At 67.0% G+C, this 26,680-nt stretch carries 25 protein-coding genes and 1 pseudogene; 12 read left to right on the forward strand and 14 right to left on the reverse strand.

Features of this window, described 5'->3' with window-relative positions; translation table 11 throughout:
- Positions 1-309: 309 nt before the first annotated feature.
- Both Q7V45_RS11700 and Q7V45_RS11705 read right to left on the reverse strand, forming a co-directional pair.
- Positions 310-525, reverse strand: a pseudogene (locus Q7V45_RS11700) (LysR substrate-binding domain-containing protein); the annotation flags it as partial.
- 247 nt (positions 526-772) lie between these two features.
- The gene (locus Q7V45_RS11705) at positions 773-1,615 is read right to left on the reverse strand and encodes an amidohydrolase (protein WP_304851976.1); all 843 of its coding nucleotides are present in this window, start codon (positions 1,613-1,615) and stop codon (positions 773-775) included.
- Positions 1,616-1,822: 207 nt separating this feature from the next.
- On the opposite strand from Q7V45_RS11705, the gene Q7V45_RS11710 reads away from it, so the two are divergent.
- Together Q7V45_RS11710 and Q7V45_RS11715 are read left to right on the forward strand one after the other, a co-directional pair.
- A complete protein-coding gene (locus Q7V45_RS11710) occupies positions 1,823-2,296 on the forward strand; it encodes a YbaK/EbsC family protein (protein WP_304851980.1) in 474 nt (157 codons plus the stop codon).
- Entirely contained in the window at positions 2,293-2,982 is a 690-nt protein-coding gene (locus Q7V45_RS11715) for a substrate-binding domain-containing protein (protein ID WP_304851983.1), read from the forward strand. The genes Q7V45_RS11710 and Q7V45_RS11715 overlap by 4 nt, the downstream gene beginning before the upstream one ends.
- A gap of 6 nt (positions 2,983-2,988) precedes the next feature.
- Here Q7V45_RS11715 and Q7V45_RS11720 read toward each other — a convergent pair whose 3' ends face one another.
- Entirely contained in the window at positions 2,989-3,963 is a 975-nt protein-coding gene (locus Q7V45_RS11720) for an aldo/keto reductase (protein WP_304851986.1), read from the reverse strand.
- Between the two features lie 100 nt (positions 3,964-4,063).
- Between Q7V45_RS11720 and Q7V45_RS11725 the strand changes: the two genes are divergently transcribed.
- Positions 4,064-4,756, forward strand: a complete 693-nt coding sequence (locus Q7V45_RS11725; RefSeq protein WP_304851989.1) for a TetR/AcrR family transcriptional regulator — start codon at positions 4,064-4,066, stop codon at positions 4,754-4,756.
- Here Q7V45_RS11725 and Q7V45_RS11730 read toward each other — a convergent pair.
- Positions 4,753-5,199 (reverse strand): VOC family protein, encoded by a 447-nt coding sequence (locus Q7V45_RS11730; protein WP_304851993.1) that lies wholly within the window; start codon positions 5,197-5,199, stop codon positions 4,753-4,755. The genes Q7V45_RS11725 and Q7V45_RS11730 overlap by 4 nt on opposite strands.
- Before the next feature lie 155 nt (positions 5,200-5,354).
- Here Q7V45_RS11730 and Q7V45_RS11735 point away from each other — a divergent pair, with 155 nt between their 5' ends.
- The 7 genes from Q7V45_RS11735 to Q7V45_RS11765 all read left to right on the forward strand — a co-directional run bounded on the left by Q7V45_RS11735 (position 5,355) and on the right by Q7V45_RS11765 (position 12,828).
- Positions 5,355-6,599, forward strand: a complete 1,245-nt coding sequence (locus Q7V45_RS11735; protein WP_304851996.1) for an acyl-CoA dehydrogenase family protein — start codon at positions 5,355-5,357, stop codon at positions 6,597-6,599.
- A gap of 46 nt (positions 6,600-6,645) precedes the next feature.
- The gene (locus Q7V45_RS11740; protein WP_304851999.1) at positions 6,646-7,782 is read left to right on the forward strand and encodes an ABC transporter substrate-binding protein; all 1,137 of its coding nucleotides are present in this window, start codon (positions 6,646-6,648) and stop codon (positions 7,780-7,782) included.
- Between the two features lie 70 nt (positions 7,783-7,852).
- Positions 7,853-8,740, forward strand: a complete 888-nt coding sequence (locus Q7V45_RS11745) for a branched-chain amino acid ABC transporter permease (protein ID WP_304852003.1) — start codon at positions 7,853-7,855, stop codon at positions 8,738-8,740.
- Positions 8,741-8,744: 4 nt separating this feature from the next.
- Positions 8,745-9,698 carry a branched-chain amino acid ABC transporter permease gene (locus Q7V45_RS11750; RefSeq protein WP_304852007.1) on the forward strand — a complete coding sequence of 318 codons (954 nt, stop codon included), beginning with the start codon at positions 8,745-8,747 and terminating at the stop codon, positions 9,696-9,698.
- On the forward strand, positions 9,691-10,449 hold the full coding sequence (locus Q7V45_RS11755; RefSeq protein WP_304852010.1) for an ABC transporter ATP-binding protein: 759 nt from the start codon (positions 9,691-9,693) through the stop codon (positions 10,447-10,449). Before Q7V45_RS11750 ends, Q7V45_RS11755 begins: the two co-directional genes overlap by 8 nt.
- 3 nt (positions 10,450-10,452) lie before the next feature.
- Positions 10,453-11,169: an ABC transporter ATP-binding protein gene (locus Q7V45_RS11760; RefSeq protein WP_304852013.1), complete on the forward strand. Its 717-nt coding sequence runs from the start codon at positions 10,453-10,455 to the stop codon at positions 11,167-11,169.
- A 42-nt stretch (positions 11,170-11,211) separates the two neighbouring features.
- Positions 11,212-12,828, forward strand: a complete 1,617-nt coding sequence (locus Q7V45_RS11765) for a GMC family oxidoreductase (protein WP_304852016.1) — start codon at positions 11,212-11,214, stop codon at positions 12,826-12,828.
- Between the two features lie 2 nt (positions 12,829-12,830).
- Here the strand turns inward: Q7V45_RS11765 and Q7V45_RS11770 are convergent, their stop codons facing one another.
- The 4 genes from Q7V45_RS11770 to Q7V45_RS11785 all read right to left on the reverse strand — a co-directional run bounded on the left by Q7V45_RS11770 (position 12,831) and on the right by Q7V45_RS11785 (position 15,077).
- The gene (locus tag Q7V45_RS11770) at positions 12,831-13,547 is read right to left on the reverse strand and encodes a DUF2786 domain-containing protein (protein ID WP_304852019.1); all 717 of its coding nucleotides are present in this window, start codon (positions 13,545-13,547) and stop codon (positions 12,831-12,833) included.
- Positions 13,544-13,816: a hypothetical protein gene (locus tag Q7V45_RS11775; protein ID WP_304852022.1), complete on the reverse strand. Its 273-nt coding sequence runs from the start codon at positions 13,814-13,816 to the stop codon at positions 13,544-13,546. The genes Q7V45_RS11770 and Q7V45_RS11775 overlap by 4 nt, the downstream gene beginning before the upstream one ends.
- Complete coding sequence (locus Q7V45_RS11780) at positions 13,816-14,763, reverse strand: hypothetical protein (protein WP_304852026.1); 948 nt, start codon at positions 14,761-14,763, stop codon at positions 13,816-13,818. Before Q7V45_RS11780 ends, Q7V45_RS11775 begins: the two co-directional genes overlap by 1 nt.
- A 71-nt stretch (positions 14,764-14,834) precedes the next feature.
- The gene (locus Q7V45_RS11785; RefSeq protein WP_304852029.1) at positions 14,835-15,077 is read right to left on the reverse strand and encodes a KTSC domain-containing protein; all 243 of its coding nucleotides are present in this window, start codon (positions 15,075-15,077) and stop codon (positions 14,835-14,837) included.
- 48 nt (positions 15,078-15,125) lie between these two features.
- On the opposite strand from Q7V45_RS11785, the gene Q7V45_RS11790 reads away from it, so the two are divergent.
- A complete protein-coding gene (locus tag Q7V45_RS11790; protein WP_304852032.1) occupies positions 15,126-15,806 on the forward strand; it encodes a hypothetical protein in 681 nt (226 codons plus the stop codon).
- Here the strand turns inward: Q7V45_RS11790 and Q7V45_RS11795 are convergent.
- The 6 genes from Q7V45_RS11795 to Q7V45_RS11820 all read right to left on the reverse strand — a co-directional run bounded on the left by Q7V45_RS11795 (position 15,790) and on the right by Q7V45_RS11820 (position 23,239).
- On the reverse strand, positions 15,790-16,947 hold the full coding sequence (locus tag Q7V45_RS11795; RefSeq protein ID WP_304852035.1) for an MFS transporter: 1,158 nt from the start codon (positions 16,945-16,947) through the stop codon (positions 15,790-15,792). The two genes, Q7V45_RS11790 and Q7V45_RS11795, sit on opposite strands and share 17 nt — an antisense overlap.
- Positions 16,948-17,024: 77 nt before the next feature.
- Positions 17,025-18,329: an NtaA/DmoA family FMN-dependent monooxygenase gene (locus Q7V45_RS11800; RefSeq protein WP_304852038.1), complete on the reverse strand. Its 1,305-nt coding sequence runs from the start codon at positions 18,327-18,329 to the stop codon at positions 17,025-17,027.
- A gap of 185 nt (positions 18,330-18,514) precedes the next feature.
- Complete coding sequence (locus tag Q7V45_RS11805; protein ID WP_304852042.1) at positions 18,515-18,724, reverse strand: hypothetical protein; 210 nt, start codon at positions 18,722-18,724, stop codon at positions 18,515-18,517.
- 16 nt (positions 18,725-18,740) lie between these two features.
- Positions 18,741-19,863 (reverse strand): peptide chain release factor 2 gene (prfB, locus tag Q7V45_RS11810; protein WP_304852045.1). Its coding sequence is split into 2 segments (ribosomal slippage): positions 18,741-19,793 and positions 19,795-19,863, totalling 1,122 coding nucleotides; the frame shifts between segments, so codons are not numbered across the junction.
- A gap of 21 nt (positions 19,864-19,884) precedes the next feature.
- Positions 19,885-22,341 carry a penicillin-binding protein 1A gene (locus Q7V45_RS11815; protein WP_304852047.1) on the reverse strand — a complete coding sequence of 819 codons (2,457 nt, stop codon included), beginning with the start codon at positions 22,339-22,341 and terminating at the stop codon, positions 19,885-19,887.
- A gap of 55 nt (positions 22,342-22,396) precedes the next feature.
- Positions 22,397-23,239, reverse strand: a complete 843-nt coding sequence (locus Q7V45_RS11820) for an N-acetylmuramoyl-L-alanine amidase (protein ID WP_304852050.1) — start codon at positions 23,237-23,239, stop codon at positions 22,397-22,399.
- Positions 23,240-23,716: 477 nt separating this feature from the next.
- Between Q7V45_RS11820 and Q7V45_RS11825 the strand changes: the two genes are divergently transcribed.
- Positions 23,717-26,674 carry an Rne/Rng family ribonuclease gene (locus Q7V45_RS11825; RefSeq protein WP_304852054.1) on the forward strand — a complete coding sequence of 986 codons (2,958 nt, stop codon included), beginning with the start codon at positions 23,717-23,719 and terminating at the stop codon, positions 26,672-26,674.
- The last annotated feature ends 6 nt before the right edge of the window (positions 26,675-26,680 follow it).

The following is a 26,680-nucleotide window of genomic DNA, read 5'->3' on the forward strand; positions in this document are numbered from 1 at the left end:
TTTGACCAGGCGCTCTCGACCGAGCGGCGTCAGACGGGCATTCTTGTGGATGTCCATTCGGCTCTCCCAAGGATTATTGAAGTCTCGACAACCTCAGCTTCCTCGGCCCGGGCCGGATGGACAACCTATTGAAAGCTCACATCTAGCAGGCTGCTGAAACAGGCTTTCAGGAGTACTGCCGAGCAAAATTGACCCGCCCACAGTCACCACGCCCCCTGATCCGGGGGTTGCGACTCCGGCTTCGTTTGGTTTGTTTATTTCGTTTGTTCGCAAGGAGTCCGACCTTTTCAACGGCCTGCCAGCCGACACTCAGGCCCCCTTGCGGCTCAGGCTCTTCAACGCGCGGATCGTCTCGCGCAGGCCGAGATGCAGGACCTTGTCGCGCCGGATCACGATCGCCAGCTTGCGGTAGAGACGCGGCGAGAGCGGCCGCACCACGAGGTTGGCCCGATCCGCCGCCTCGCGGACGGCGACCGCCGGCAGGATGGCGCAGCCCAGCCCCGCCTCCACCAGCCGCTTGATCGCCTCGACGCTGTCGCGAACTGCTGACCACGCTGATCAAGTGCTGCGAGGCCGGCCCCTGGCGCCAGATACTGGCCGTCATCGGCGACAGCGAGAACGCAGGCTCGACCGGGCTCCATGGCAGCCAGGGCTTCCGTCAGATCGGCAAGCTCGAGGCCGTCGGCTTCAAATTCGGCCGCTGGGTCGATTCGATCTTGATGCAGTGGCCTCTCGGGAAGGGCGACCTGGCCCTTCCCTGAAGCCTGCAGACTTACTTCTTCGCCGGCGACCAGCCGTAGATCTTCTGCAGCGAGCCGCCCATCAGCGTTGCACGATCGCTGTCGGACAGGCGATCGGTGACGCGGAAGGCATCGACGCCCTCCTTGTAGGTGAGCAGCGCCACGGCGCGGGTCCAGTCGGTGCCCCACATGCAGCGATCCAGGGTGAAGGCATCGAAGATGCGGCCCAGCGGATCCCAGATGTCCTTGTAGGGAAACTTCTCGTGGCTGAGCGTGCAGGCGCCGGTGATCTTCACCACGACATTGTCGTGCGCAGCCAGCGCCAGCAGCTTCGGCAGCTCATGCCACGGGTCCTGCGGGGCCGGCGGCGCCATCGGCTGTTCCAGGCCGAGATGATCGATCACCAAGGTGGTGTTCGGGTTGCGCTTGGCGAGTTCGGCGACCTGCTCCAGCCGGCCGCGCGCCATCAGGTTGACCGGCAGATCATGTTTGGCTGCGGCAGCCAGCACGCGGTTGATGCCGGCATCGGCCGCGTCGGTCGAAATCTCCGGCGTGAACATGATGCGGATGGCGACCGTGCCGTCCATCGCCGCCCAGTCGGCGATCGTTCCCTCGACCTTGGGATCGTTGGCATTGACGGGCTTGATGACGCCGAACCGGCCGGGATGCGCCTTCTGCACGCCCACGGCGTAGCTCTCGTCCCAGCGGTACATCGTATAAACCGAGACCAGAAGGGCGCCGTCGACGCCGACCTCGTCCATTGCCTTGATCATGTCCTCGGCGGTGACCTCGGGCGGGCCCGCCAGCACGGCCGTCCACGGGCGGCCCGGGTGATTGCGCTCGTAGCAGTGAACCTGGGCGTCGATCGTCGGCATGCGCTTCTCCCGTGGTGAGTTGACCGACGGTACCGCCGCCCCTGCAATTGTCATCGAAATTCGCAGACACCGCCCACCATGCGGTACGATTCCCGCGGGTCGGCTGCCCGGTTCTCCGATAGGCTTGTCCGTCTCTTCTTTCTCAGGCGGTTCGGAAATGGCTTTTCAACACTCCGGCAGATGTGCCGGTCCCCAGGTACGGCAGGCATGACCGTCGAAGCCGTGCGCGCCTTCTTGTCGGCGCATGCGCCTGATCTCGAAGTCGTCGAACTGGAGGCCAGCACCGCCACCGTCGAAATGGCGGCGCGGGGCCACGGCGTCGCGCCGGCGCAGATCGCCAAGACGCTGTCGCTGCGCATCAAGGATCGCACCCTGCTGGTCGTCACCTCTGGTGACGCGCGGCTGAACAATCGCAGGATCAAGGACGTGCTGGGCGGCAAGCCGCGTATGCTGACCGCCGACGAGGTCGTCTCCCTCACGGGCCATCCGGTGGGCGGTGTCTGCCCGTTCGGCCTGGCGACGCCGCTCCCGGTCTATTGCGATGTCTCGCTGAAGGAATTCGACGAGGTCGTTCCCGCCGCCGGATCGATCAACTCGGCCGTACGCATCGCACCCGAGCGCATGGCCGCCTTGGTGAACGCCGAATGGATCGACGTCTGCGACCGACGGGAGCCCGCATGAGGGTTTTCAGCGCCATCGCGGTCCAGGGCGTCGTGGAGCCGCTGATCCCTGCCTTCGAGAAGGCGCACGGCTGCACGCTCGACGTCACCTGGGCAACGGCGCCCCTGCTCCTGAAGCGGCTGCAGGCCGGCAAGACGGCGGATGCGCTGATCCTCAATCGAGCGACGACCGACACGCTGCTCGCCACGGGCGGGATCGTCGCCGGATCGGATGTCGTCATCGCCAGCTCCGCTACGGCCATCGCCGTGAAAGCAGGTGCGCCGAAGCCCGACATCTCAACGCCCGAAGCGCTGAAGCGCGCGCTGCTGGAGGCCCGGGCGATTTCCTATACCGACCCCGCGGCGGGCGGTGCGAGCGGGATCTATTTCGCGAAGCTGCTGGAACGCCTGGGCATCGCGGACGCGATCAACGCAAAGACCAGATTTCCGCCGCCCTCGGGCTACGCGGGCATGTTCCTGCCGACCGGCGAAGCCGACCTCGCCGTCCAGCAGGTGCCGGAGCTGCTGCATGTTCCCGGCGTCGAGATCGTCGGGCCGCTGCCCGGCGACCTGCATATGGTCACGGTGTTCGTGGCCGGCATTCCGTCCGACAGCGCTCAGCCGGTGTTGGCCACGGCGCTGATCGAAAGCCTGCGCACGCCCGAGGCGAAGGCGCTCTTCCGGGCGAAGGGATTGGAGCCGGGCTGAGCCGCCTCAGGCCTTCAAGACCTTCTGCTCTTCCAGACGGTCGGTGGCCGGCGGCGGGGTGCGCGAGAGTGCGGCGATCTCGGCGCGCAGCTCCGGCGTCATGTCGACGTTCACCGACGCGAGCGAGTCCTTCAGCTGGTCGATATTGCGCGCGCCGATGATGGGCGCGGTGATCGCCGGATGCGCCCCCACCCAGGCGATGGCGGCGCTGACCGGGTGTAGTCCCTTCTGCCGGCAGAGCGCGACGTACTTCTCGGCCGTCTCGAAGGCCCATTCCTCGCCGTATCGCGCCTCGTACATCTTGTTGGTGTTGAGCCGGCCAGAAGCATGCCCAGAATACTTGCCCGACAGGAGACCGGCCGCCGCCGGACTGTAGGGGATGACGCCGATGCCGTTGGCCGCCGCCATCGGCAGCAGCTCGACCTCGGCCTGGCGCTTCACCAGATTGTACATCGGCTGAATGACCTGCAGCCGCGCCCAGTCGTTGCGCTCCTGGATGTCGACAGCACGCTGGGTCTGCCAGGCCGACCAGTTGCTGACCGCGGGATAGATCACCTTGCCCGAGCGCACAAGGTCCTCGAGGCCGCGCATCATCTCGTCGATCGGCGTCACCGGATCGAAGCGATGCAGGAACAGCACGTCGATCCGGTCGGTCTGCAGCCGGCGCAGGCTGGCCTCGACGGCCTGCACGACATGGCGGCGGTTGGCACCGCCTGCGTTCACGTCGGGACCCGTCTTGTTGAAGCACTTGGTGCTGATCACCAGGTCGTCGCGATGATCCTTCGCCAGCCGGCCGAGAATCTCCTCGGACCTGCCCTTGTTGTACTCGTTGGCCGTGTCGAAGAAGTTGATCCCGGCGTCGCGCACCGCCTTGTACATCGAAGCCGAAGTGGCCTCGTCGGCGTCGCCGCCGAAGGACATCGTGCCGAAGCAGAGTTGGGAGACGTGGATGCCGGTGCGGCCGAGGAGCTTGGTTTTCATGGCTGCCTTCTAGCATGCGGCGACACGGTTCCGTAGCCGCCATGGAAAACGCTGCGACTTGGCTCTATGAGAAGCCCGTCAATTTTCAGCAGGATGCGTCGTGGCGAGAAAGACAATCGCGAAGAAACCGAAATCCGCTGCCGCGCGGCGCAGGAAGGCCAGCCGTCCCAACCTGGCGGAACGCATTCTCGATGTCGCCGAGGAACTGTTCGGGCGCGTCGGCTATGGCGGCGCGACCACACGAGCCATCGCCAGCCGCGCCCGCGTGAACGTGGGTCAGCTCCACTATTACTTCGAGTCCAAGCGCGCGATCTTCGAGGCGGTTGTGGCGCGGCATGGTACCGAGGTAACCGAGCGGCGGCGCCAGCTCCTGCAGGAGGCAGAGGCCCGCTATCCGCGCGGCATCGTTCCGCTCGACGTGCTGGTCGATGCGCTGGTCCGCCCGCTGCTGATGGCCGAGCCGCGGGCCGGCGGGCGGCGGACTTCGATGCAGATGCATGCGCGCCTGTTCACCGATCCCGACGATACCGCCAGCATGGTGCGCGCCGACATCTACGACGAGACCAATGCACTCTATGTCGCCGCCATCCGGCGCGCCCTGCCGAAGATCCCGGCGAAGACGCTCTACTGGCGCTACTATTTCATGATGGGCGCCTACGTCTGGACGCTGCTTCAGCCCGGCCGCCTGGAGGCGATCTCCCAGGGAAGCTGCGATCCCGCGGACATGGAAGCCGCCATCCGCGAGATCGTGCCCTTTGTCTGCGCGGGCCTCGCCGCGCCGGCGGGGCGCTAGGCCGGCTTTACGCGGCTCTTCAAGCGGCAGCGGCATTTGTCGAACTGGTGGAGTTCCACCATGTTGCCGCACGGGTCCTTGAGGAACAGCTGTTCGGCGTCGGGGCCGGTCGCGCCCTTGAGCGACCAGTAGTCCGCGCCAAGCCGGTCGAGCTCTGCCTTGGTCTCGACGATGTTCTCGACGGCCAGCGCGACATGCGGCGCGGTCGGATCCTTGCCCGGCCCCTGGGCGAAGGGCGACGGCAGGTCGCCGCCGATCAGGTGGATCTGCCCCACTTCTCCGATGTTGATCCACATGCCCGGAATGCCAGGGATCTCCGGCCGTCCGGTGTCGTGCTCGAGGCCCAGCACGCCGGTATAGAAATTCTTCAGATCTTCGATCGTCTTGTCGCCGGCGCCGATCCGCACGCCCTGATGATGAAGTTCGAGCACCTTGATTGCCATGTCCGCTCCTCCCGAGAGCTGTTTTGTTGAGGCGAAGTATCGTGGTCGCACACGACATGGTCAATCGACCAACAACTTAGGTCACTTGACCTGACCGCATGACACAAGCATCGTTGCGGCAAGAACAAGCGCCGAGGCGCCGGGAGGAATTCGATATGCGGACCAAGCGGGCCGCCGACTGGACACCGTCGGCGACGTTGCCCAACACGCCGGTCTCGTTCACGGGCGTCAGCTACGCGGAAATGCTCGACCGCGCCCGCGCGCTGGTGCCGGCGATCGCCGCCCGGGCCGGGGACTGCGAGAAGCTGCGCCGACTGCCCGACGACACCGAGCGCGACCTCCACCGCACCGGCCTCTTCCGCATGGTCCAGCCGGCGCGCGTCGGCGGCGCCGATCTCGATGTCGGCATCCTGGTCGACACCTGCGCGGAGATCGCGCGCGTCTGCCCGTCGACCGCCTGGAACCTCGGCAATCTCTCCAGCCATCACTGGATGCTGGGCTACTTCCACCCTGAAGCACAGGACGAGATCTGGGACGCCTCGCCCGACGTGCTGATCGCCACCTCGCTCATCTTCCCGGCGGGACGCGGCCGCAAGGTGGAGGGCGGCTACGAGATCTCGGGGCGCTGGCCGCTTTCCTCCGGCGTCGACAATTCCGACTGGAACATGCTGGGCTTCATGCTGCGCGAGCGCGACGACGGCCCGCCCGTCGACCAGCGCTTCGCGCTCGTCCATCGCTCGCAGTACGAGATCATCGATACGTGGCATGCCGTCGGTCTCTCGGGGACCGGCTCGAAGGACGTCGAGATCAGGAACCTCTACGTGCCGGAGTTTCGCACGATCTCGGCCCGGTCGATGAACGGCAAGCCGCACGCCGGCTCCACCGTCAATCCCTCGCCTCTGTTCCGGCTGCCCATGCTCGCCCTCGGCCCCTACGTCCTTTCGGGCGTGATGCTGGGCTGTGCCCAAGGCGCCTACGATACGGTTGTGGGCGCGGCCCGCACCCGGAACGCGACGACGACAGGGCAACCCTTCGGCGCGAGCCAGGCCGTACAGATCAAGGTCGCAGAGGCGAGCGTCCGCATCGACACGGCCGAAGTGCTGATGCGCCGGGCCTGCGAGCATGCGATGGCGGCGGCCCGCGCAGGCACTGACGCCGTCCATGAAGATAAACTGCGCTACCGGCGCGACGCTTTCTTCTCCGCCCGTCTTTGTCTCGAGGCAGTCGACATCCTGATGGGTATCGCCGGATCGAGCGGTCTCTACCTCAGCGGCCCGATGCAGCGCCTGTTCCGCGATGCGCACGCAGCCAATGCCCACGTCATGTTCTCGACCGACGTCCAGGGTGCATTGTTCGGGCAACACGAACTCGGCATGGCCGGGCCACCGCCGCTGCTCTGACGCACTGGCGGCCATAAAGAAGCTCAACGTGTGGGAGGAAAGAAAAATGTCATTGTCATCGTTCATCGCAAGGTTGGCGGGCGCCACGGCGCTGGTCGGCCTCTCGGCCCTGTCGGTCCAGGCGCAAACCTCCGGTGAGCCGGTCAAGATCGGCGCGATCGTTTCCGCCACCGGCGCCGGCGCCGGCCTCGGCGTGCCCGAGCGCAATGGCCTGCTGCTGGCCGAGAAGGACATCAACGCCAAGGGCGGCATCAAGGGCCGTCCGATCAAGTTCATCGTCGAGGACGACGCCTCCAATCCCGACACGGCGCTCAGCAAGGCGAACGACCTGATCTTCGGCCAGAAGGTCCAGGCCCTGCTCGGCCCCTCCCTCACCGCCAGCACCGTCGCGGTCGGCGGGGTGACGCACGCCAACAAGATCCCGCAGATCGCCTTCACCGGCATCGGGCCGGCGGTCGAGCGCGAGCGCAAGTGCGTGGCGCACGTCCTGCCGCCGCAGCGACTCAACGCGACCGCGCTGCTCGAATACGCCAAGAGCATCAAGGCGACCAAGGTCGGCGTGCTGCACGATGCCGGTTACGGCAACGTCGTCATGGCCGAGTTGAAGCCGCTCGCCGACAAGTACGGCGTCAAGCTGGTCGCGATCGAGAAGTTCGAGATCGGCGCCACCGACACCACCACCCAGGCCGCCAAGGTGAAGGCTTCGCAGCCCGACGCGGTGTTCATCATCGCCACCTCGGCCACGCCGTTCCGCAACGTCAAGCAGATCCAGATCACCCAGCCGGTGATCGCCGCGATCGGCTCCTCGTCCTACGAGTACGTGAACGCGATGGGACCGGCCGCCGACAACATCGTGATCCCCGAGTTCGTCGTCGGAGAGGACCCGCTGCCGCACCAGAAGGACTTCGTCGAGCTCTACAAGAAGACCTACAACTCAACGCCGAAGAACTACGAAGCGGCGGCCTGGGATGCCGCCCACATCATCGCCGCCGCCCTCAACAAGGCCGGCGCCGACGCCACCGGCGAGAAGCTCTGCGAGGCCATGAAGGCGCCGTACACCGGCGTGCTCGCCAGCTACAACTTCTCGGCCGACGACATGACCGGCATCCCGATCTCGAGCTTCATCTTCTCGAAGCTGGTCGGCGGCAAATACACCCGCACGCCGTTCCGCGTCGCACAGTAGCGCTCATAGGCGGCGCAGGTCCCCTAACGGATCCTGCGCCGCTCCTTCTTTTGCGCGGAAGCATTCCTTCATGACACTCAGCCTGATCCTTCAGGCGCTCTTCGCGGGCGTGACGAACGGTATCGTCTACGCGCTCGTCGGCATGGGCCTGTCCGCCATCTTCAAGGGCAGCCGCGTGATCAACGCCATGCAGGGCGAGTTTGCCGTCATCGGCGCCATGACCACCGTGCTGCTGCTGACCAGGACGGGCTGGCCCTATGCCGCCGCCATCGCCGGCGGAGCCGTTGCGGGCGCCCTGGTCGGCGCCTTCATCGAGGTGGCCTTCGTGCGCTACATGGCCAAGAAGAATGCGAGCGAGGACAGCTTCCTGCTGCTCACCATCGGCCTCGCCCTCACCCTGTCGGCCAGCGTGCTGTTCTTCATCGGCCGCGACGGCCACCTGCTCCCGCCGCTCGGCGGCGCGGGCGTGCTGATCATCCTCGACGCCGTGATCCAATTCCACGCGCTGTGGCTGATCGCCATCGGCATTGGCGCCACCTTGGCGCTGCGCGCCTTCTATCACCGCACCACGATCGGCCTTTCCATGATGGCGGCCTCGATCGACGCCGACGGCGCGGCCACCACCGGCATCAATGTCTCGCGCATGCGCACCTATACCTTCGTCCTGGGCGGGCTGCTTGGCGCGCTGGGCGGCATCCTCGTGACGCCGCTGATCGGCGTCGACTACCAGCTCGGGCTCAACCTCACCCTCAAGGGCTTCGCCGCCGCCGTCCTGGGCGGGCTCACCAACCCGCTCGGCGCCGCCGTGGGCGGGCTCACGCTGGGCCTGGTCGAGTCACTCGCCATCATCGGGATCTCGTCGAGCTACAAGGACGTCGTCGCCTTCTCCGTGCTGATCGTCATCATGATCCTGATGCCGCAAGGCATTCTCGGCCGCGCCGGCCGGCGGGGAGGCTGAGCGCATGAACCCGCGCACCCTCCTCTGGCTCGCCATCGGCCTCGTGGTCTGGGCCGTGCTGCCCTTCGTTGTGCCGCGCTACATGGCCGATCTTCTCGTGTTTACCGGCATCTACACGGTGGCAGGCCTCGGCATCGGGCTGCTGCTCGGCCATTGCGGCATCGTCAATCTGGCGCAGGCGACATTCTATGGCCTGGGCGCCTATGCCAGCGCCTACTGCACGGTGATGATGGGCCTGCCCAGCATCGTGGGCTTCCTCGTCGGCGCCGCCATCAGCATGGTGCTGGCCTATGTCATCGGCCGGCCGATCCTGCGCCTCACCGGCTACTTCCTGGCGCTCGGCACGCTTGCCCTCAGCGCCATCGCGAGTGCCCTGTTCTTCGAGTGGGACTGGCTGACCGGCGGCACCCTGGGCATCGGTGGCATTCCCAAGCTCGACCTGTTCGGCTTCCTGCTCGACCGGCCCTCGCGCTACTACTTCTTCGTCTGGATCGTGGCCTTTGCCTGCATGGCCGTGGCGCGCAACCTGGTCGACAGCCGCACCGGCCTCATGCTGCGGGCCATGCGCGACTCCAGCACCGCCGCGGCGGCTCTCTCGATCGACCTGCAGGCGCTGCGCACCAAGGTCTTCGTGGTCTGCGCGCTGTTCGGCAGCCTGGCCGGCAGCCTGTTCGCCCACCACGCCTCGTTCGTCAGCACGCAGAGCTTCACCGTCGACCGCTCGATCAGCTTCCTGCTGATCCCGGTGATCGGCGGCGCGACCTCGATCCCCGGCATCGTCGTCGGCGCACTGTTCGTCACCTTCCTGCCCGAGCTTCTGAGCAAGCTGGGCGACATCCACCAGATCCTGTTCGGCCTGGCCCTCGTCGCCGTCGTCGTCCTGATGCCGGAAGGGCTGGTGGGCGCGTTCGGCAAGCTGCGGGCGCGGCTCGCCAAACGGGGCAGCGGCCATGGTTGAGCCCCTCCTCGCCCTCCGGGAAGTCGGCCACTCGTTCGGCGGACTTTCGGTCCTGCGTTCCGTCACCTTCGACGTGCCCGAGGGCGGCATCATCGGTCTCATCGGGCCAAACGGTTCGGGCAAGACCACCCTGTTCAACATCGTGACCGGCTATATCCGCCCGCTCGCCGGCACCGTCACCTATCGCGGCGCCGCGCTGGAGCGCGACACGATCCAGCAGCGCGGCCTGCAGGGGCTCGTGCGCACCTTCCAGACTCCGCAGGTCTTCGAACAGATGACCGTGCTGGAGAACGTCATGGTCGGCTGCACCAAGCTCACGCGCACCACCATGTTGCAGGACCTGCTGCGCACCCCGGCCGCACGCGGCCAGATGCGCGAGATCCGCGAGCGTGCCGAGGCCGCCTGCGAGCGTTTCCGGCTGGGCGCGTTGCGCGACCTGCCGGCCGCCAGCCTGACCGCCGGCCAGCGCCGCCTCCTCGAGATCGCCCGCGCCGTGGTCGGCGAGCCGCGCCTGCTGCTGCTCGACGAGCCCTCGTCCGGCCTCAACGTCCAGGAGATCGACGATCTGCGCGACTGGATCGTGCGGCTGAACGAGGAAGGCATCACCATCCTGCTGGTCTCGCACGACATGGGCCTGATGACCGTCGCCCGCACCGTGCACACGCTCTATTTCGGCGAGATCATCGCCAGCGGCGACATGGCCGCCATCCAGCGCGACCCGCGGGTCCGCGAAGTCTACCTCGGGGTCTGAGCCGTGCTGGAAGTGACCTCCCTCTCCGCCGGCTACGGCGCCCTCTCCGTCCTGCGCGACGTCTCGCTCAAGGTCGGCGACGGCGAGGCCGTGGCGCTGGTCGGCGCCAATGGCGCCGGCAAGACCACCCTCGTCCGCACGGTCTGCGGCCTGCTGCGGTCCCGAAGCGGCCGGATCGTCAAGAACGGCACCGACATCACCGCCACGCCGGCGCATGACCTGGCCAGGCACGGGCTGGCCGTGGTGCTCGAGAACCGCCGCCTGTTCGGCGAACTGTCGGTGCGCGAGAACCTGATCCTGGCCGAGACGGTCGGCCGAAAGGTGCGCGGCGCCGACCTGCGTTTCTCGTGGGACGAGGTGACGGCGCTCTTCCCGGTGGTGAAGGAGCGCATGGCCTCGCCGGTCGAACTGCTGAGCGGTGGCCAGCAGCAGATGGTGGCGATCGCCCGCGCGCTGCTGCTGCAGCCCGACCTGCTGATCATGGACGAGCCTTCGACCGGTCTCGCCCCCAAGGTGGTGAAGGACATCCTGCTGGTCATCAAGGCGCTGCGCGAGCGCGGCATGGGGTTGCTCCTGATCGAGCAGAATGTCGGCATCGCCTCGGAGATCACCGACCGCGCCTACGTCATGTCGGTCGGCAGCATCGTCCACGAGATCGGCCCCGGTGAGTGGCAGTCCTTCCTCACCGACGAGCGGCTTGTGAAGGCCTATCTCGGCTGACAGGGCCGCGCTACGCTCCCGAAAACGAACGGGGGAAACAGCGTGCAAGGCGAAGCTTCCTACGATTTCATCGTGACCGGCGCGGGTTCGGCCGGCTGCGCCGTCGCCAGCCGTCTCAGCGAGGACGGGCGCTTCTCCGTGCTGCTGCTCGAGGCCGGCCCCCGTGACACCTATCCGTGGATCCACGTGCCGCTCGGCTACCACAAGACCTTCAACAATCCGAAGGTCAACTGGATGTTCGACAGCGAGCCCGAGGCCGAGCTCAACGGCCGCATCATGTACCAGCCGCGCGGCAAGGTGCTGGGCGGCACCAGCTCGATCAACGGCATGGTCTATATGCGCGGCAATGCCGCCGACTATGACGAATGGCGCCAGCGCGGCTGCGAAGGTTGGGACTATGCGTCCGTCCTGCCCTATTTCAAGCGCGCCGAGGACCAGGAGCGCGGCGCCGACGAATTCCACGGCATAGGCGGGCCGCTGAAGGTGCAGGACCATCGCTGGAAGCCCACGCTCGCGCGCGCGATGCACGATGCGGCCGTGCAGGCCGGCATACCCGCCAATCCCGATTTCAATGGCGCCACGCAGGACGGCGTCGGCTTCTACCAGACCACCATCAACCGGGCGCGCCGTTGGTCTTCCGCCCGCGCCTATCTCGGCGCCGCCAAGGGCCGACGCAACCTCACGGTCGCCACGTCGGCACATGCGACCAGAGTGCTGATCGAACGCGGCCGCGCCATCGGAGTCGAGTATCGCACGCCCGGGGGCCTCGTCCATGCCCGCGCCAACCGCGAGGTGATCGTCTCGGGCGGCGTCTACGGCTCGCCGCAGCTCCTGATGCTGTCGGGCCTCGGCCCGGCCGAGCACCTGATGCAGCATGGCATCGGGGTCGTGCGCGACATGCCGGGCGTCGGCAGCCACCTGCACGACCATTTCAATACCTACATCGCCTATCGCTGCAGCCAGCCCGTCACCATGAACGACCTGACTCTCAGCCTGCCACGTCGCCTGATGGCCGCGGCGCAGTATGCGTTCGGCCGCACGGGGCCGCTGGCCAGCATGGGCCTGTTTGTCGGCGCGCTGGTGCGCAGCGACAAGCGGCTGGAGCGGCCCGACCTGCAGATCAACATGTTCGCCTGGGCGATCAAGGACCGGAACAAGTCCGGCATCGTCCCGCAGCCCTTCTCGGCGTTCGGTCTCAGCCCCGTCCATCTCACGCCGTCTGGCCGCGGCACAGTCCGGCTGAAGTCCGCCGATCCATTCGCGGCGCCCGAGATCAAATTCAATTTCCTGAAGAACGCCTCCGATTTCGACGCGCTGCTGCACGGCATGCGGATCTGCCGCGAGATCGCCAGCCAGCCGGCGCTGAAGCCCTTCATCGTCGAGGAGATCCTGCCCGGCGCCGGTGTGACCAGCGATGCCGACCTCAAGGCCGACATCCGCGCCCGCGGCGTCTCGAACCTGCATCCGGTCGGCACCTGTCGCATGGGCCGCGAGATCGATGCCGTGGTCGATCCGCAATTGCGCGTCCATGGCATCGCGGGGCTGCGCGTCGCCGACGCCTCGATCATGCCATCCATTGTCGCGGGCAACACCAACGCGCCTGCCATCATGATCGGCGAGAAGTGCGCAGACATGGTGCGCGCCGGCGCAACGGCCTGATGCTACTTGTTGCGAAGGCCGGGATTGAGGGCGACCGACTCGCCCGCCGCGCCGCCGGCATCGAAGGCCGTCGGTGAGATCAAACGCCCCGGCCCGGCCTCGACGGTGCGCAGTTTAAGGCCGAGCCGCTCCAGTTCGCTATCGACCACGGCAGCCTTCAGCACGACCAGCCCGCGGCCGCTGCTCCGGATCACACCGTCGCGCTCTTCCTTCATCGCGACCAGCCGGTCGGCGACGGACGCGCACATGCCCAAGGTGAAGGACGCGTTCGCGAGATGCCGCTCCTGGTGCCGGAAGCGCCTGTAGTCGGCCGAGACCTTGTAGCGACCCAGTTCGGCCCGGACCGCGCCGTCGATCAACTCGGTCAGGTAATGCGCCACCTCGACGTCGGCCGGCAGGCCGAAGAAGACGTAGCGCGCCTCGCCGGCTGCGTTCTTCTCGCGCCAGACGCGGCAGTCGCAGAACGAAGCGATGGCGCCGATGCATTCGTCGATCGGGATGCGCTTCTTCAGGTGAGTCTCAAAGACCCGCTCCTCGCACGGCGTCTCCCGGATCTCGACATCGCTCAGGGACAGTTCGTAGCGGTCGAGCAGCTCGGCCACCTTGGCCGCCGCCGCCAGCGCCTCGCCCTCGGTGCAGCCATTGTCGATGGTCTTCGCGCGCAACGCCTGAATGCGGCCTCGGAGCTTCTCGAAGGCCGAAGCGTCCGCCGCCCTCACGGCCGCACGACAGGCGGCGAGGGCGGCGTCGCGCGCTTCCGACGGAAATGCCGGTACAGCGCGAAGGCGACACCGATCGCCAGGCCGGGCAGCGCCGAGAAAATGCCGATCGACGCCGCCCCCATTTCACATCCGCCCGAATCCCCCGGCGTCCCGCAGCGCGGATCGAACAGGTGCGCGAGGGTCAGCACAGTGATCGTCACAACGATCGGCGTCGCCACCAGACCGAGCAGGCCGAAGCCCACGATCCGTCCCACAAGGCCAAGCATCAGCTCATCACCCGCCGGCTCGCCGCTTCGAAGCGCTTGCGGCGCATCTCGACTCGCGGATCATCCATCTCGGCTCCCCTCGGCTCGGGCACCCAGCCGTCGCGTCCCGGGATATAGCAGCGATTGGTCTGCAGGGGATTGCGGTTCACCAGGGGCCTCGCATGGAGCGGGTGGCGCAGGCTGCGCACCTCGTGCTCGATCTCGAACAGCGCCCGGCCTGTGGCCGGGTCCGCGATGTGCTGGAAGCGGTACTGATGCTGGTTGCTCTCCTCGGTCAGCAGGCCGCGCTCTACCAGCCCCCGATAGGGTCCGGAGAAATTCGCGACATAGACCTGGATGTGGTGGCCATCATAGGCCTCGGCGGCGGCGTCGCTTTCGCGGAAGATCAGCTCCTGGCCGATCCCGACCGAAACATGCGCCGCCGTCCCCTCGACGCGCGCGCCGGTCGCGAAGACCTCGCGATAGAAGCCGGCAATACCGCCGGCCGTGCCGCGCGGCACGTCGAACTCGACATAGGCCATGCCCAGCGTCATGCCCTCGAACCGCGAGGACGGATCGTGACAGAGGATTCGGTTGCCCCACGGACAGGTCGTCTCGACATGGTCGTCGCGCTCCACGAAGGCGAAGCACGTGTCGCCGAGCAGCGTCTTCACCCGGTCGAGCCGTTGCAGCAGGGCCTCGCGATCGGGAACCACCAGCCCGACACGCCCGCGCAGACGCTGCGCCCCGGCCATCGTCGGCAGGTGGAACTGGCTCTCCCCGGCATTGACCCACATATTGTCGATGCCGGTCATCATGTAGGGATCCCGCGTGAGGCCGAGGCCGCTCATGTAGAAGACGGTCGCCACCCCCTGGTCCGCGACCCCGAGATTGACATGCTCGAGTGCCACGATGTTGCCGACGTCCTCGGCGGCGCGGTCGTACTGTCTCACACCTGGATCGTGCATGCCCCGTCCTCCTCAACCCTGCCCAGTATAGGGGTGCGAGAGCATCCCTGACAGAAGTCGATCCGGGTCCGTCAAACCTCGATCTCGACCCCTGGGGAGCGGCCGGGCGGAGGCTCTTCGCCGTTGCGCTCGAAGGTGAAGTGATCGCGAATGTACCGGTTGAAGAGTTCGCCCTTGGAAAAGGCCGCCTTCATCGCGTCGAAGGTCTTTTCCGGGACGCCGAGATAGGTGTAGCGACGTCGCGACTGGAACACGATGTCGAGCGCACGCCGACGGCGGTCGTAATGGTAGGAGCGAATGACGGTCGAGGGCATGATTGCACAACGCCCGGCGCCCTCCCGGGATACGCAAAGGAGAAAGCCATGAATTCGGGGTCCGAAGTCAGCCTGGCCGGCGCCTTGGCGACGGGGCCGCTTCGCCCCTCCTTTCCCGTCTGGCGCCTGTTCGGCCGTTCTCTTCTATACCTCGTCGGCCAGATCCTGGTCGTCCCGGCGCCGTGGACGGCCACGGGCTATTACAGGTTCCTCTGCGAACAGGTCGCGCTGCCCGACGGTCGACGACTCCGCTTCTCGGGGCAGCCTGGCGACATCTGGTACGTCTTCATCGCGCTCGCCGTGCTGGGATGGCTTCACAATACCCGCCATCCCGGCGTGACCGCCGCGGTGATCCTGGTGACCGCACTCCTCACGGTTCCCGTGATCCGATGGTTCTGTGCAAACATTCGCACCGAGGATGGGAAGCTCCAGACGTCGTTCAACGGCGAGACCCTGGCCTATCTCGGCTGGAGCATCCTGTTTGTCGTCTCCCTCGTCACGATCATCGGCTGGGCCTGGGTGATCAAGGCGACGATGCACTGGCTCTGCCGCAGCATCGACGGCACCATCGGCTTCACCTTCACCGCCAGCGGGTCGGCGATCCTCGGCCGCACGGTGCTGCTGATCCTGCTGTGCGCCCTGATCCTCCCGATCCCTTGGGCGTTGCGCTGGTACGCCAACTGGTTTGCCAGCCAGGTCTCCGTGGTCGCGCCTAGCGCTGGCGGCTGACCCGTCGCCACAGGCCGTACAGTCCGACCCCGAATGCGAGCGTTGCGCCAATGAGGAAGCCGGTGGCGTACCCTCCGGTCAGCGAAAGCGCCGCGCTGAACAGCAGAGGCAGCACCAGCGCGCCGGCATCGCCAAAGGCCAGGACGGCGCCGGTTGTGGCGCCGATCCGGCCGACCGGCGACAGCCGCGCCACCTCCGCCAGCAGCACGCCATGCCAGCTCACGCCGGTAATGCTCAAGGCGGTGGCGATCACGGCCGCGGCCCAGGTGGGCCAGTCGGGATCGATCGACGCCGTGAGCACGGCCGCGGCGGCCATGCCAATGCCGAGGAAGGCGAGCAGGGTCGCGGGCGGCACGAAGCGTGAGGCGAGCCAGCCCCAGCCGATGCGCGCCGGGACCGCCATGACGATGGCGATGGCGAAGACCTGTCCTGCGCGCTCGAGGTCGTAGCCCAGTCCACGCACCAGATAGAGCACGAAGAAGCCGGTGAAGAGCGACTGCAGGCCGACGAAGCTGAACATCGCAACGCACAGGATGCGCAGCGCGGGGTCACGCAGGACTCCGAGCACATTGGCCCGGATGTCGGCGGGTGAAAGCGGTTGGGCGGGATTGCGATCGACGTCGAAGCCCGCCCGCAGCGGCTGCAATGCCAGCACGATCAGGAAGGAGGCCTGGGCGATGACCAGCAGCGCCACTCGCCAGCCGGCTTCGACGACCAGCGCCGGCGCCACGACGCCCGCCAGCATGAGTCCCACCGGCACGCCGCACTGCTTGATCGAAAAGACCAGCGGCGCCAGGTGCCGGGGGGCCAGCCGGCCGAGGAGGTGCGAACTGGAAGGTGTCGAAACTGCCTGCCCCAACCCGCCGATGAAGGCGCCGGCCGCAAAGAGCGGCAGCCAGCCAGCCGTCGTGATGGCGAGGCCGATGCCCAGCGCCGCCATGCCGACCTGGGTCATGCGGACCGCGCCGTAGCGCAGGATGAAGCCGCCGCAGCCCAGGGTCGTGAGGAAGGCAGCGACCGAACCGATCGCGAGATAGACACCGACCAGGGCCGCTTCGATTCCGAGATCGACCACGATGGCGGCGGCGATCAGCGGCACCGTCGACCGGCCCAGCGTTGCGAAGGTCTGCTGGATCGTCATGGCGCCGAGCGCGACGTAGAGAGGATTGGCGATGAGGCGGCTCCGGCGATGCTTCGATCGAGAGTGCCGCCCGCCGCCTAGAATGCAAACAGATTGTCGCGGAAATGCGCGTGCGTGTACGCTGTGCGAACCAGGCCGCGTCGTTGCAGCTCGGGCACCAGCCCGTCCGTAATCTCGGCGACATACCGCCGGCTGAGCGGCCCGCTGAACATGAAGCCGTCGCCGCCCACCTGCTCCATCGCTTCTTCCATCACGTCGGCGACGCGCCGGGTCGTTCCGACCACCGGGTGCTCGAAGCCGAAGCTGTAGTTGCTCGCCACCTCGCGCAAGGTGCGGCCCTGAGCCAGGAAGCGCTTCAGCGTGCCCTGCTGGCCGTTGGTCGTCAGCTCGGCCAGCGGCGCGTCGAGATCGAAGGTCGAGAAGTCGATGTCGGTCAGGCTGCCCATCATCGCGAGCGTCACCTCCGGCGCGGCCTCGCGCTGCGCCTGCCGGCGGCGCACGCGATCCTGCGCCTCCTCGTCGGTCTCGCCCAGGGTCGGCGTAACGACGAACAGCACTTTGCAGCTGCCGGGATCGCGGCCCTGTTCGGAAAGGCGCGCGCGCATGTCGTCGCGAAACGCCTTCATCTCCGCGACCGTGCCGAGAGCGGCGATCACGATATCCATATGCCGGGCGGCAAAGGCCTTGCCCTGTGGCGAGCCGCCCGCCTGGACCAGCACCGGCCGGCCCTGCGGCGGCTGCGCCGTATTGAGCGGGCCGCGCGACGAGAAGAACCGCCCCTTGAAATCGATGGCACGCACCTTGGCCGGATCGACGAAGGTGCCGCCCCTCTCGTCCATCACGATGGCGTCGGCATCCCACGACGACCAGAGCTTCGTCGCCAGTTCGACGAACTCGTCGGCCATCTCGTAGCGCAGGTCGTGTTCGAGATGCGCGTCGAGGCCGAAATTCTGCGCCGCCCGTTCCGCCGTCGACGTCACGAAGTTGCAGCCGACGCGCCCCTTCGACATCAGGTCGAGCGTCGCGATCAGGCGCGCCAGCAGGAACGGCGGATAGAAGCTGGTCGAGATGGTCGGCACGATGCCGAGGTGCGTCGTTGCCTGGGCGATCAGCGGCACCAGCGGCAGCGGGTCGTTCTTTGGCGCGCGCAGGGCCCGCTTGAGATAGAAGTCCATCGACCCGCCGTAATTGTCCGGGACGAAGACCGAGTCCTCGAGCAGCACGCAGTCGAAACAGGCGCGTTCCAGCGCCTTCGCCAGTTCGATGTGAAGATCAGGCTGCGCCCATTCGCGCGCATCGACGCCCGACCAGGGCTGGTTCCAGCCGTGCACGCCGAAACTGTTGCCGAGAAACCAGCCGAGATGGAATTGCCGTGCCGCCAAGGTGAGCCTCTCCGCCGTTGCTTCGAGCGTGGATGCAATCGACGGACCAGCTGGAAAAATTGTCGTCCTGAACGAAGTGAATGACCTAACGGATCGGGCAAAGCACTCCGTGAGTGGCGTGAGATCCTTCGCTGCGCTCCAGGGCGGGGGTTACCCCGCCCGCGATGACAGGAGGCTGACAGGCGTCAGCCCTTTACCGTCATGTCGACGGTGCGCGCCTTGTGGGCGTAGAAGTCGATCTTGGCCCACATGCGGGCCAGCGCGACTTCGTCCGCTTCCTTTTCGGTCGCGTAGGGCCCATGCCATGCCATGGTCTCGGGCACCGGCTTGTTCCAGTTGGCCCGGCGGTCCTCGATCTCATACTCGGCTTCGAACACGAACCACATACCCGGCATCGTCGGCTCCAGTTCCTTACGCGGCTTCCTTGTCCTTGCCCTCGCCCACGCGGGCGGCGAGCGAGGCGGCCATGAACTCGTCTAGGTCGCCGTCTAGCACCTTCTGGGGATCCGAACGCTCCACGTTGGTCCGCAGGTCCTTCACCATCTGGTAAGGTTGCAGCACGTAGGAGCGGATCTGGTGGCCCCAGCCAATATCGGTCTTGCTGGCCTCAGCCTCCAGGCGCTCGGCCTCGCGCTTCTGCAGCTCGACCTCGTAGAGGCGCGCCTTCAGCATCTGGATCGCCTTGGCGCGGTTCTGGTGCTGCGAGCGCTCCTGCTGCACGGCCACGGCGATGCCGGTCGGCAGATGGGTGATGCGCACCGCGGAGTCGGTCTTGTTGACGTGCTGGCCGCCCGCGCCCGACGCACGATAGGTGTCGACGCGCAGATCCTTGTCGACCAGCTCGATCTCGATATTGTCGTCGACCTCGGGATAGACCCAGACCGACGCGAACGAGGTCTGCCGCCGCGCATTGCCGTCAAACGGCGAGATGCGCACCAGCCGGTGCACACCGCTCTCGGTCTTCAGCCAGCCATAGGCGTTGGGGCCCTCGACCTTGTAGGCGCACGACTTGATGCCCGCCTCTTCGCCAGCGCTCTCCTCGAGCCAGCTCACCTTGAAGCCGCGGCGCTCGGCCCAGCGCGTATACATGCGGGCCAGCATCTCCGCCCAGTCCTGCGCCTCGGTGCCGCCGGCGCCGGCATTGATCTCGATATAGGCGTTGTTGGCGTCGGCCTCGCCCGACAGAAGCGTCTCGAGCCGTGCCGCCTTGGCCTCACCCGTGGCCTCACGCAACGCCTTCTCGCACTCGGCAATGGTGGCCTCGTCCTTCTCGGCCTCGGCCATCTCGATCAAGCCGACATTGTCGTCGACTGCCGCGCGCAGGCGCTTGATCGCACCGATCGATGCTTCGAGCCTGGTGCGCTCGCGCATCACCTTCTCGGCTTCCTTCGGATCGTTCCACAGCGCCGGATCCTCGGCGCGCGCGTTCAACTCATCGAGACGTACGACCGCACGGTCGTAGTCAAAGACGCCTCCTGAGGAGTTCGAGCGACTCCTCGATCTCGTTCACCATCGACTGGGCTTCGGCGCGCATTACGGATCCGTTTCGAACTGACTAATAGGTCTCGCCGGTGCCCGAGAGACCCGGACGCCGGGGGCTGCCCGCCTGCTGCGGGCCCTGCGTGGGGTCTATAGCGGAATATGGGGCCGACCCGTCAAGCGGTGTGACCATATAGCCTTCGGAGCCCGGCTCGGTGCCCGGCTTGAAGACCTCGTCGATCGTGCCGCCCTCGTAGCTGAAGCGGACCATGCGCAGCCCCGGCGGCACGCGGAACGGAGTCGGCGGCTTGCCCTTGAAGATCTCCCTGGCGATCGCTTCGTAGATCGGCGCGGCGTTGCCGCCGCCGGTCTCCTGCGAACCCAGCGTCCGCGGCTCGTCGAAGCCGATATAGACACCGATGGTGATGTCGGGCGTCGAGCCCAGGAACCAGTTGTCGTGTGCGTCGTTGGTCGTGCCGGTCTTGCCGGCGATCGGCCGGCCGAGCGCGGCCAGGCGTCCGGCGGTGCCGCGGGTCGTAACGCCCTGCATCATGCTGACGACCTGATAGACCGACGCCGGGTCATGGAAGGGCTTGCGCGAATCGACCAACTCGGGTGCGGCGGGCCTGGCGCTGCCTGGGGTTTCGCCACAGCCACGGCAGGTGCGCGGCTCGTGGCGATAGACCGTCCTGCCGTTGCGGTCCTGCACGCGATCGACCAGCGACGGCGTGATCTCGAGCGCACCGTTGGCCAGCATCGCATAGGCCATGGTCATGCGGAGCAGCGTCGTCTCGCCGGCGCCAAGCGCCATCGGGAGGTAAGCGCCCATCTGGTCGGTGACGCCGAATTCCTTGGCGACCTCCACCACGCGCTTCATGCCGACCTGCTGGGCCATGCGCACCGTCATCAGGTTGCGCGACAGTTCGAGGCCGCGTCGGACAGTGGTCGGTCCCAGCATGTCGCCGCCGTAGTTCTTCGGCGTCCACAGCGGCTGGCCGTAGCCCGGGTCATAGACGAACGGCGCATCGAGCACGATCGAGGCCGGCGTGAAGCCTGCATCCATCGCCGCGAGGTAGACGAACGGCTTGAAGGCCGAACCCGGCTGGCGCGCGGCCTGGACGGCGCGATTGAACTGGCTGCGCCCGTAGGACCAGCCGCCGGACATGGCCAGCACGCGGCCGGCCTGGGTGTCCATGACGACGACCCCGCCCTCGACGTTGGGGACCTGGCGCAGCGCATAGGTCTTGGGCGGATAAGGCTTGGCGTTGGCGCCGGCGGGCTTCTCGACCTTCTCGACGACGATCACGTCGCCCACCGAGACGACGTCGCGCGGCCCGCGTGGCGCGGCGCCTACCGTCTGGTTCTGCAAGGTCGGGCGAGCCCAGGTCATCTCCGCGAAGGGCACGGTGCCCTCGCCGCCGTCCGGCAGGCCAACCAGCTGGACCGACTGCGCCTCGACCTTGTTGACGACCGCAAGCTGCCACGCCGACGGACCCGCCAGCGGACGGCGCTGGACGATGCGGGCGAACTCCTCCTCCCAGACCGTCATGTCGGGAATCTTGGCGTAGGGTCCTCGCCAGCCGTGGCGTCTGTCATAGGCGATCAATCCGTCGCGCAGCGCATTGTCGGCGGCGGACTGGATGGCGGGATCGAGCGTCGTGCTGACGGTCAGGCCGCCTTCGTAGAGGCCCTTCTCGCCGTAGGCTGCCATCAGGTTGCGGCGCACTTCCTCGGCGAAGAAGTCGGCCTGCGCCACTTCGGTGGCGCTGCGGCGGCGATACTGAAGCTTCTCAGCTTTCGCGGCCTGTTCCTCGGCCGCGGTGATGTAGCCGTCCTCGGCCATGCGGTGCAGGACGTAGTCGCGCCGGGCGTAGGCTTCCTTTTCGTTGCGGTTGATGTGGTAGCGGTTCGGCGCCTTCGGCAGGGCCGCGAGATAGGCAATCTCGGACAGCGAGAGCTCGTCGAGTGACCGGTCGAAGTAATTGAGGGCGGCCTGGGCCACGCCATAGTTGCCCGAGCCGAGATAGATCTCGTTCAGATAGAGTTCGAGGATGCGCTCCTTGGAGTAGGTTTCCTCGATTCGGAACGCGAGGATGGCCTCCCGGATCTTGCGCGAAAGCGTCGCCTGGTTGGTGAGCAGGAAGTTCTTGGCGACCTGCTGGGTGAGCCCCGACGCACCCTCCGGCCGTTTGCCCGGATTGGCGACGTTGGCAATCATGGCGCGAACGACACCGATGAAGTCGATGCCCGGGTGGGTGAAGAACCGCTGGTCCTCGGCGGCGACGAAAGCTTCCAGCACGCGCCTGGGCATGGCGGCAACCGGCACGAAGACGCGCTTCTCACGTGCATACTCGGCCAGGAGCTTGCCGTCGGCGGCGTAGAGCCGGGTCAGCGTCGCCGGCTGGTAATCGGCGAGTTGCTTGTGGTCGGGCAGTCCGTGGCTGAAATGCCAGAAGAGGCCTGCGACGGTGCCGGTGCCGACGATGAGAGCGGCGGTGGCAAAAGCCAGACAGATCTTGATGAAATTGAGCACGGTCACTTTCTACGCGGCGCCCGGAAGGCCTTCAACGCCGCAGGATGTCCTCGACTTATGCCTTTCTTGTGGCGCCTGTCCCGAAATAGGCATCCACGGATGCCCTGAGCGCCCGAGCGAGCGCCAGCTGGTGCTGACGCACGGTGAGCAGCTTTTCGTCCTGTGTGTTTGACAGGTAACCGAGTTCCACCAGCGCCGCCGGGATCTCAGGCGAGGTCAGCACGGCAAAACCCGCCTGCCGATGCGTCCGCGGCAGCAGGCGGACGCCGTTGCGGGCGAAGGTGGCGACGACCGTGTCGGCCAACCGCCGGGAATCGTTCACCGTGCCGCGCTGGCTCATCGCCACCAGTGTCTGCGCCACGTTGTCCGGCTGCTCCGACAGCCTCATGCCCGAAAGCGAGGCGCCGGCGCGGTTTTCCCGAGCCGCGAGTGCGGCGGCCTCGCGGTCCGTCGCCTCCTCCGAAAGCGTGTAGACCGAGGCGCCGCGCACGTCGCGGTCGCTATGCGCGTCGGCATGCAGGGAAAGGAAGAGATCCGCCCTCGCCGCCTGGGCCCTTGCCACGCGCTCGCGCAGGGGTACGAAACTGTCGGTGGTGCGTGACAGCAGGACCCGGTAGCGATTGCCGGCCAGCAGCTCGCGGCGCAGGTCACGTGCGATTGCCAAGACGACCGTCTTCTCCTGCGTGCCGCGGCTGCCGAGCGCGCCCGGATCGCGCCCACCATGCCCCGGATCGAGGAAGACGAGCTTCGGCTTGTCCATCGGGACGGAGGGCGTCGGCTTGGACATCGACTTGGGCCGCCGCTTCGAGGGGGCTGCAAGGGCCCCGCCCGAGCCCATTCCAAGCACGCTCACGCCGGCCAGAACGGCGAGCAGATGACGGCGACGGAAGTCGGACATGGCAAACGCCAAGGGTGAAAGAGGGACGAAATGAATTGAATATTGTTAAAGCAATATCAGAATTACGCACGTAATTCCAAATATTTTCAATAGGTTAAAAGATCAAATTCACACGACACAATGTTTTGATTGTCGGCCTGTTTCTAACCCCGTATGTTGCGTCCGCGAGCAGTCGCCGTCGTTCGTAGCGCGCCTTAGGGTCGCGCTCCGACGGCAGTTTCCGAGCCAGGCTGGGCTCGCGCCCTTGCAGCAATGGGGGCGCGGCCGGTCTGCGGAGGGACTGTCAGGCAGGCGGTGGCTATCAGGAAACTCGAGGTTGGCAGGACCCTGTCGTGGTCCGGCGGCGCGAAGCTTCCCCGTCTTGGCCGGAGTTGGCCGTTCGACGGGTCGATGACGCGGCGCTCCCCTCGCACGACGGAGGCGGCATGGCCGCCGGTCGCTCGCACCGGTTGGGATCGGACGCCTCGGAGCGAGCCCATGGCAAGGCGTATGCTCATCGACGCAAGTCACCCGGAGGAGACCCGGGTCGTTGTGGTCGATGGAACGAGACTTGAAGAATTCGACTTCGAAACCGCGAGCCGCAAGCCCCTCAAGGGCAACATCTACCTCGCGAAGGTCATCCGCATAGAACCGTCGCTCCAGGCGGCGTTCGTCGAGTATGGCGGCAACCGGCACGGCTTCCTCGCCTTCTCGGAAATCCATCCCGACTATTATCAAATACCTGTCGCCGACCGCGAACGGCTGATCGCCGAGCAGCAGCGGCTTCACGCCGAAGCCGAGGAAGACGAGCCGCGGCGGAGCAACCGGATCGATCGCACCGACATCGAGGAAGCCCGCGCCGATATCATCGAAGCCGCGGCGGATGAGTTCATCAATGCGGCGGTCGTCCCTGACGAAGCCCCTGCGGCCGAGGCCGCCGCCGTCGACCCCGTTGCATCGGAGACACCCGCGCGCGAGGCCCCGGCCGTCGAGGCTGCGCCCGCCGATTCGATCGTCGCCGAAGCCGCCCCGGTCAGCGAGCCCGAGCCGCAGACGCAGCCCGCGGAAATCCCGGTCGAGCGTCTCGACGGTCCGGTTCACGTCGAAACCGCCGAAACCCCGGTTTCCGAGCCGGCAGCCATGCCCGCGATCGACGGCGAGATGACCGCTGTTGCCGAAAGTGCCGAGCAGACGGCCGAACAGTCCGTCGAGCTCAACGGCGAGGCCTCCCCGTCCGAAGCGACGGATCCGGCCGAAGCGCCGCAGCCCGACGTCACGGTCGAGACGCTGGGTGGTGACGACGTGGTCGAGGAGCGCGAGACGCGCGAGCGCCGCCGCCGCAACCCGATCCGTCAGTACAAGATCCAGGAAGTCATCAAGCGCCGGCAGATCCTGCTGGTGCAAGTCGTCAAGGAGGAGCGCGGCAACAAGGGCGCCGCCCTTACCACCTATCTCTCGCTGGCCGGCCGCTACTGCGTGCTGATGCCCAACGCCGGTCGTGGCGGCGGCATCTCGCGCAAGATCTCCAATCCGTCCGATCGCAAGCGCATGAAGGAGATCCTGAGCGACCTCGACGTGCCGCAGGGCATGGGCGTGATCCTCCGCACCGCCGGTCTCGAGCGCTCCAACATCGATATCAAGCGCGACTACGAATACCTGTCCCGGCTCTGGGATTCGATCCGCGAGATCACCATGCGCTCGACGGCGCCGGCGCTGATCTACGAGGAAGGCGATCTCATCAAGCGGTCGCTGCGCGACATCTACGACACCGACATCGCCCAGGTCCTCGTCGAGGGTGAGGCGGGCTTCCAGAGCGCCGCCGAATTCATGCGGCAGCTCGTGCCTCACCAGGCCAACAAGGTCGAGCTGTACCGGGAGCCGATTCCCCTGTTCCACCGCTATCAGGTGGAGAACCAGTTCGACGCCATGCATTCGCCGACGGTGCAGCTCCGTTCCGGCGGCTACATCGTGATCAACCCGACCGAAGCGCTGGTCGCGATCGACGTCAACTCGGGCCGTTCGACCAAGGAACGGAACATCGAGGAGACGGCGCTGCGCACCAACCTCGAAGCCGCCGAGGAGATCGCCCGCCAGGTCCGCCTGCGTGACCTCGCCGGCCTGATCGTGATCGACTTCATCGACATGGAGGAGTCGCGTCACCAGCGTCAGGTCGAGCACAAGGTGAAGGATTCGATGCGCAGCGACCGCGCCCGTATCCAGATCGGCCGCATCTCCGCCTTCGGCCTGCTCGAGATGTCCCGCCAGCGGCTGCGCCCCAGCCTGCTGGAGCATTCGACCGAGGTCTGCCCGCATTGCGCCGGCACCGGGCGCATCCGTTCGCTGGAGTCCGCCGCGCTGCACGCGCTGCGCGCCATCGAGGAGGAAGGCGTGCGTCGCCGCGCCAGCGAGATCGCCGTCAGCGTCCCGCCGAACGTCGCGCTCTACCTGCTCAACCAGAAGCGCCATTCTCTGTCGGAGATCGAGCAGCGCTACGGCTTCACGGTCATCGTCGAGGCCGACGAGGACCTACACGCTGCCGATTGCGAGATCGAGCGCGTGCGCTCGCGTCGCGAAGATCATCGCAGCGGCGAGAGGCCGGCTCCCGAGCTGGCGCGCGCCAGCTACGAGGAAACGTCGGGCGACGAGGTCTCGGCAGACGAAGCCGAAGTCAGCGAGGCCCGCGAGGGTGAGGAGCGTGACGACGAGCGCAGCTCCGGCGAGGATGGCGAAGGCCGCCCCCGCAGCCGCCGACGCCGCCGCCGGCGTCGCACCAGCAGCAGCACCAGCCGTCGTGAGGACGGCGAAAACCCCGATCAGCCGCAAGCGTCCGGCGAGGCCCGCGAAGTCGAAGCCGCGCGCACCGACGAGCAGCCCGTCAACGGCGACGACGAAGATGAGCCCGAGGACAACGCGACCGACGGCGATTCCGAGATCGCTCGCGCCGACGATGATGGTTCCGAGGCGGAAGCCGAGGGTGATCGCCCCGATGGCGAGCGCAACGGCGAAGACCGTAGCGGAAGCCGCCGCCGGCGCGGTCGCCGCGGCGGGCGCCGCCGGCGCCGCGAGCCCGGCGAAGGCGAGACCGCGCAGAGTGATGCCGAGTCTTCGGAGACCCAGACCGCCTCCCAGGGCGACGAGCTTGCCCGGAACGGTCACGACACGAGCGAGCCAACCGGTAGCCACGAGCCACCGCCCTCGCCGCCGACGCCGCTGGAAAGCATGCCAGTCGAGCACACGCCGATGGAGCGCGCGCCCTACGATCCCGGCCCGCCGGTGAACGTAGAAGCGGCCCCGCCGCCTCCTCAGCCAGCACCGGAACCAGAGCCCGTGGTCGCCTCGGCTCCGCAGCCGATCGCCGTCCCCGAGCCGGAACCGGTCCCCACGCCTCCGCCGCCGCCGGTCCCCGTGATCGACGCGCCGCCAGAGAAGCCCAAGCGCGGCTGGTGGCGCCGCTAGGCGGGA

This window comes from Reyranella sp. (genome assembly GCF_030651995.1).
Lineage (GTDB): Bacteria > Pseudomonadota > Alphaproteobacteria > Reyranellales > Reyranellaceae > Reyranella.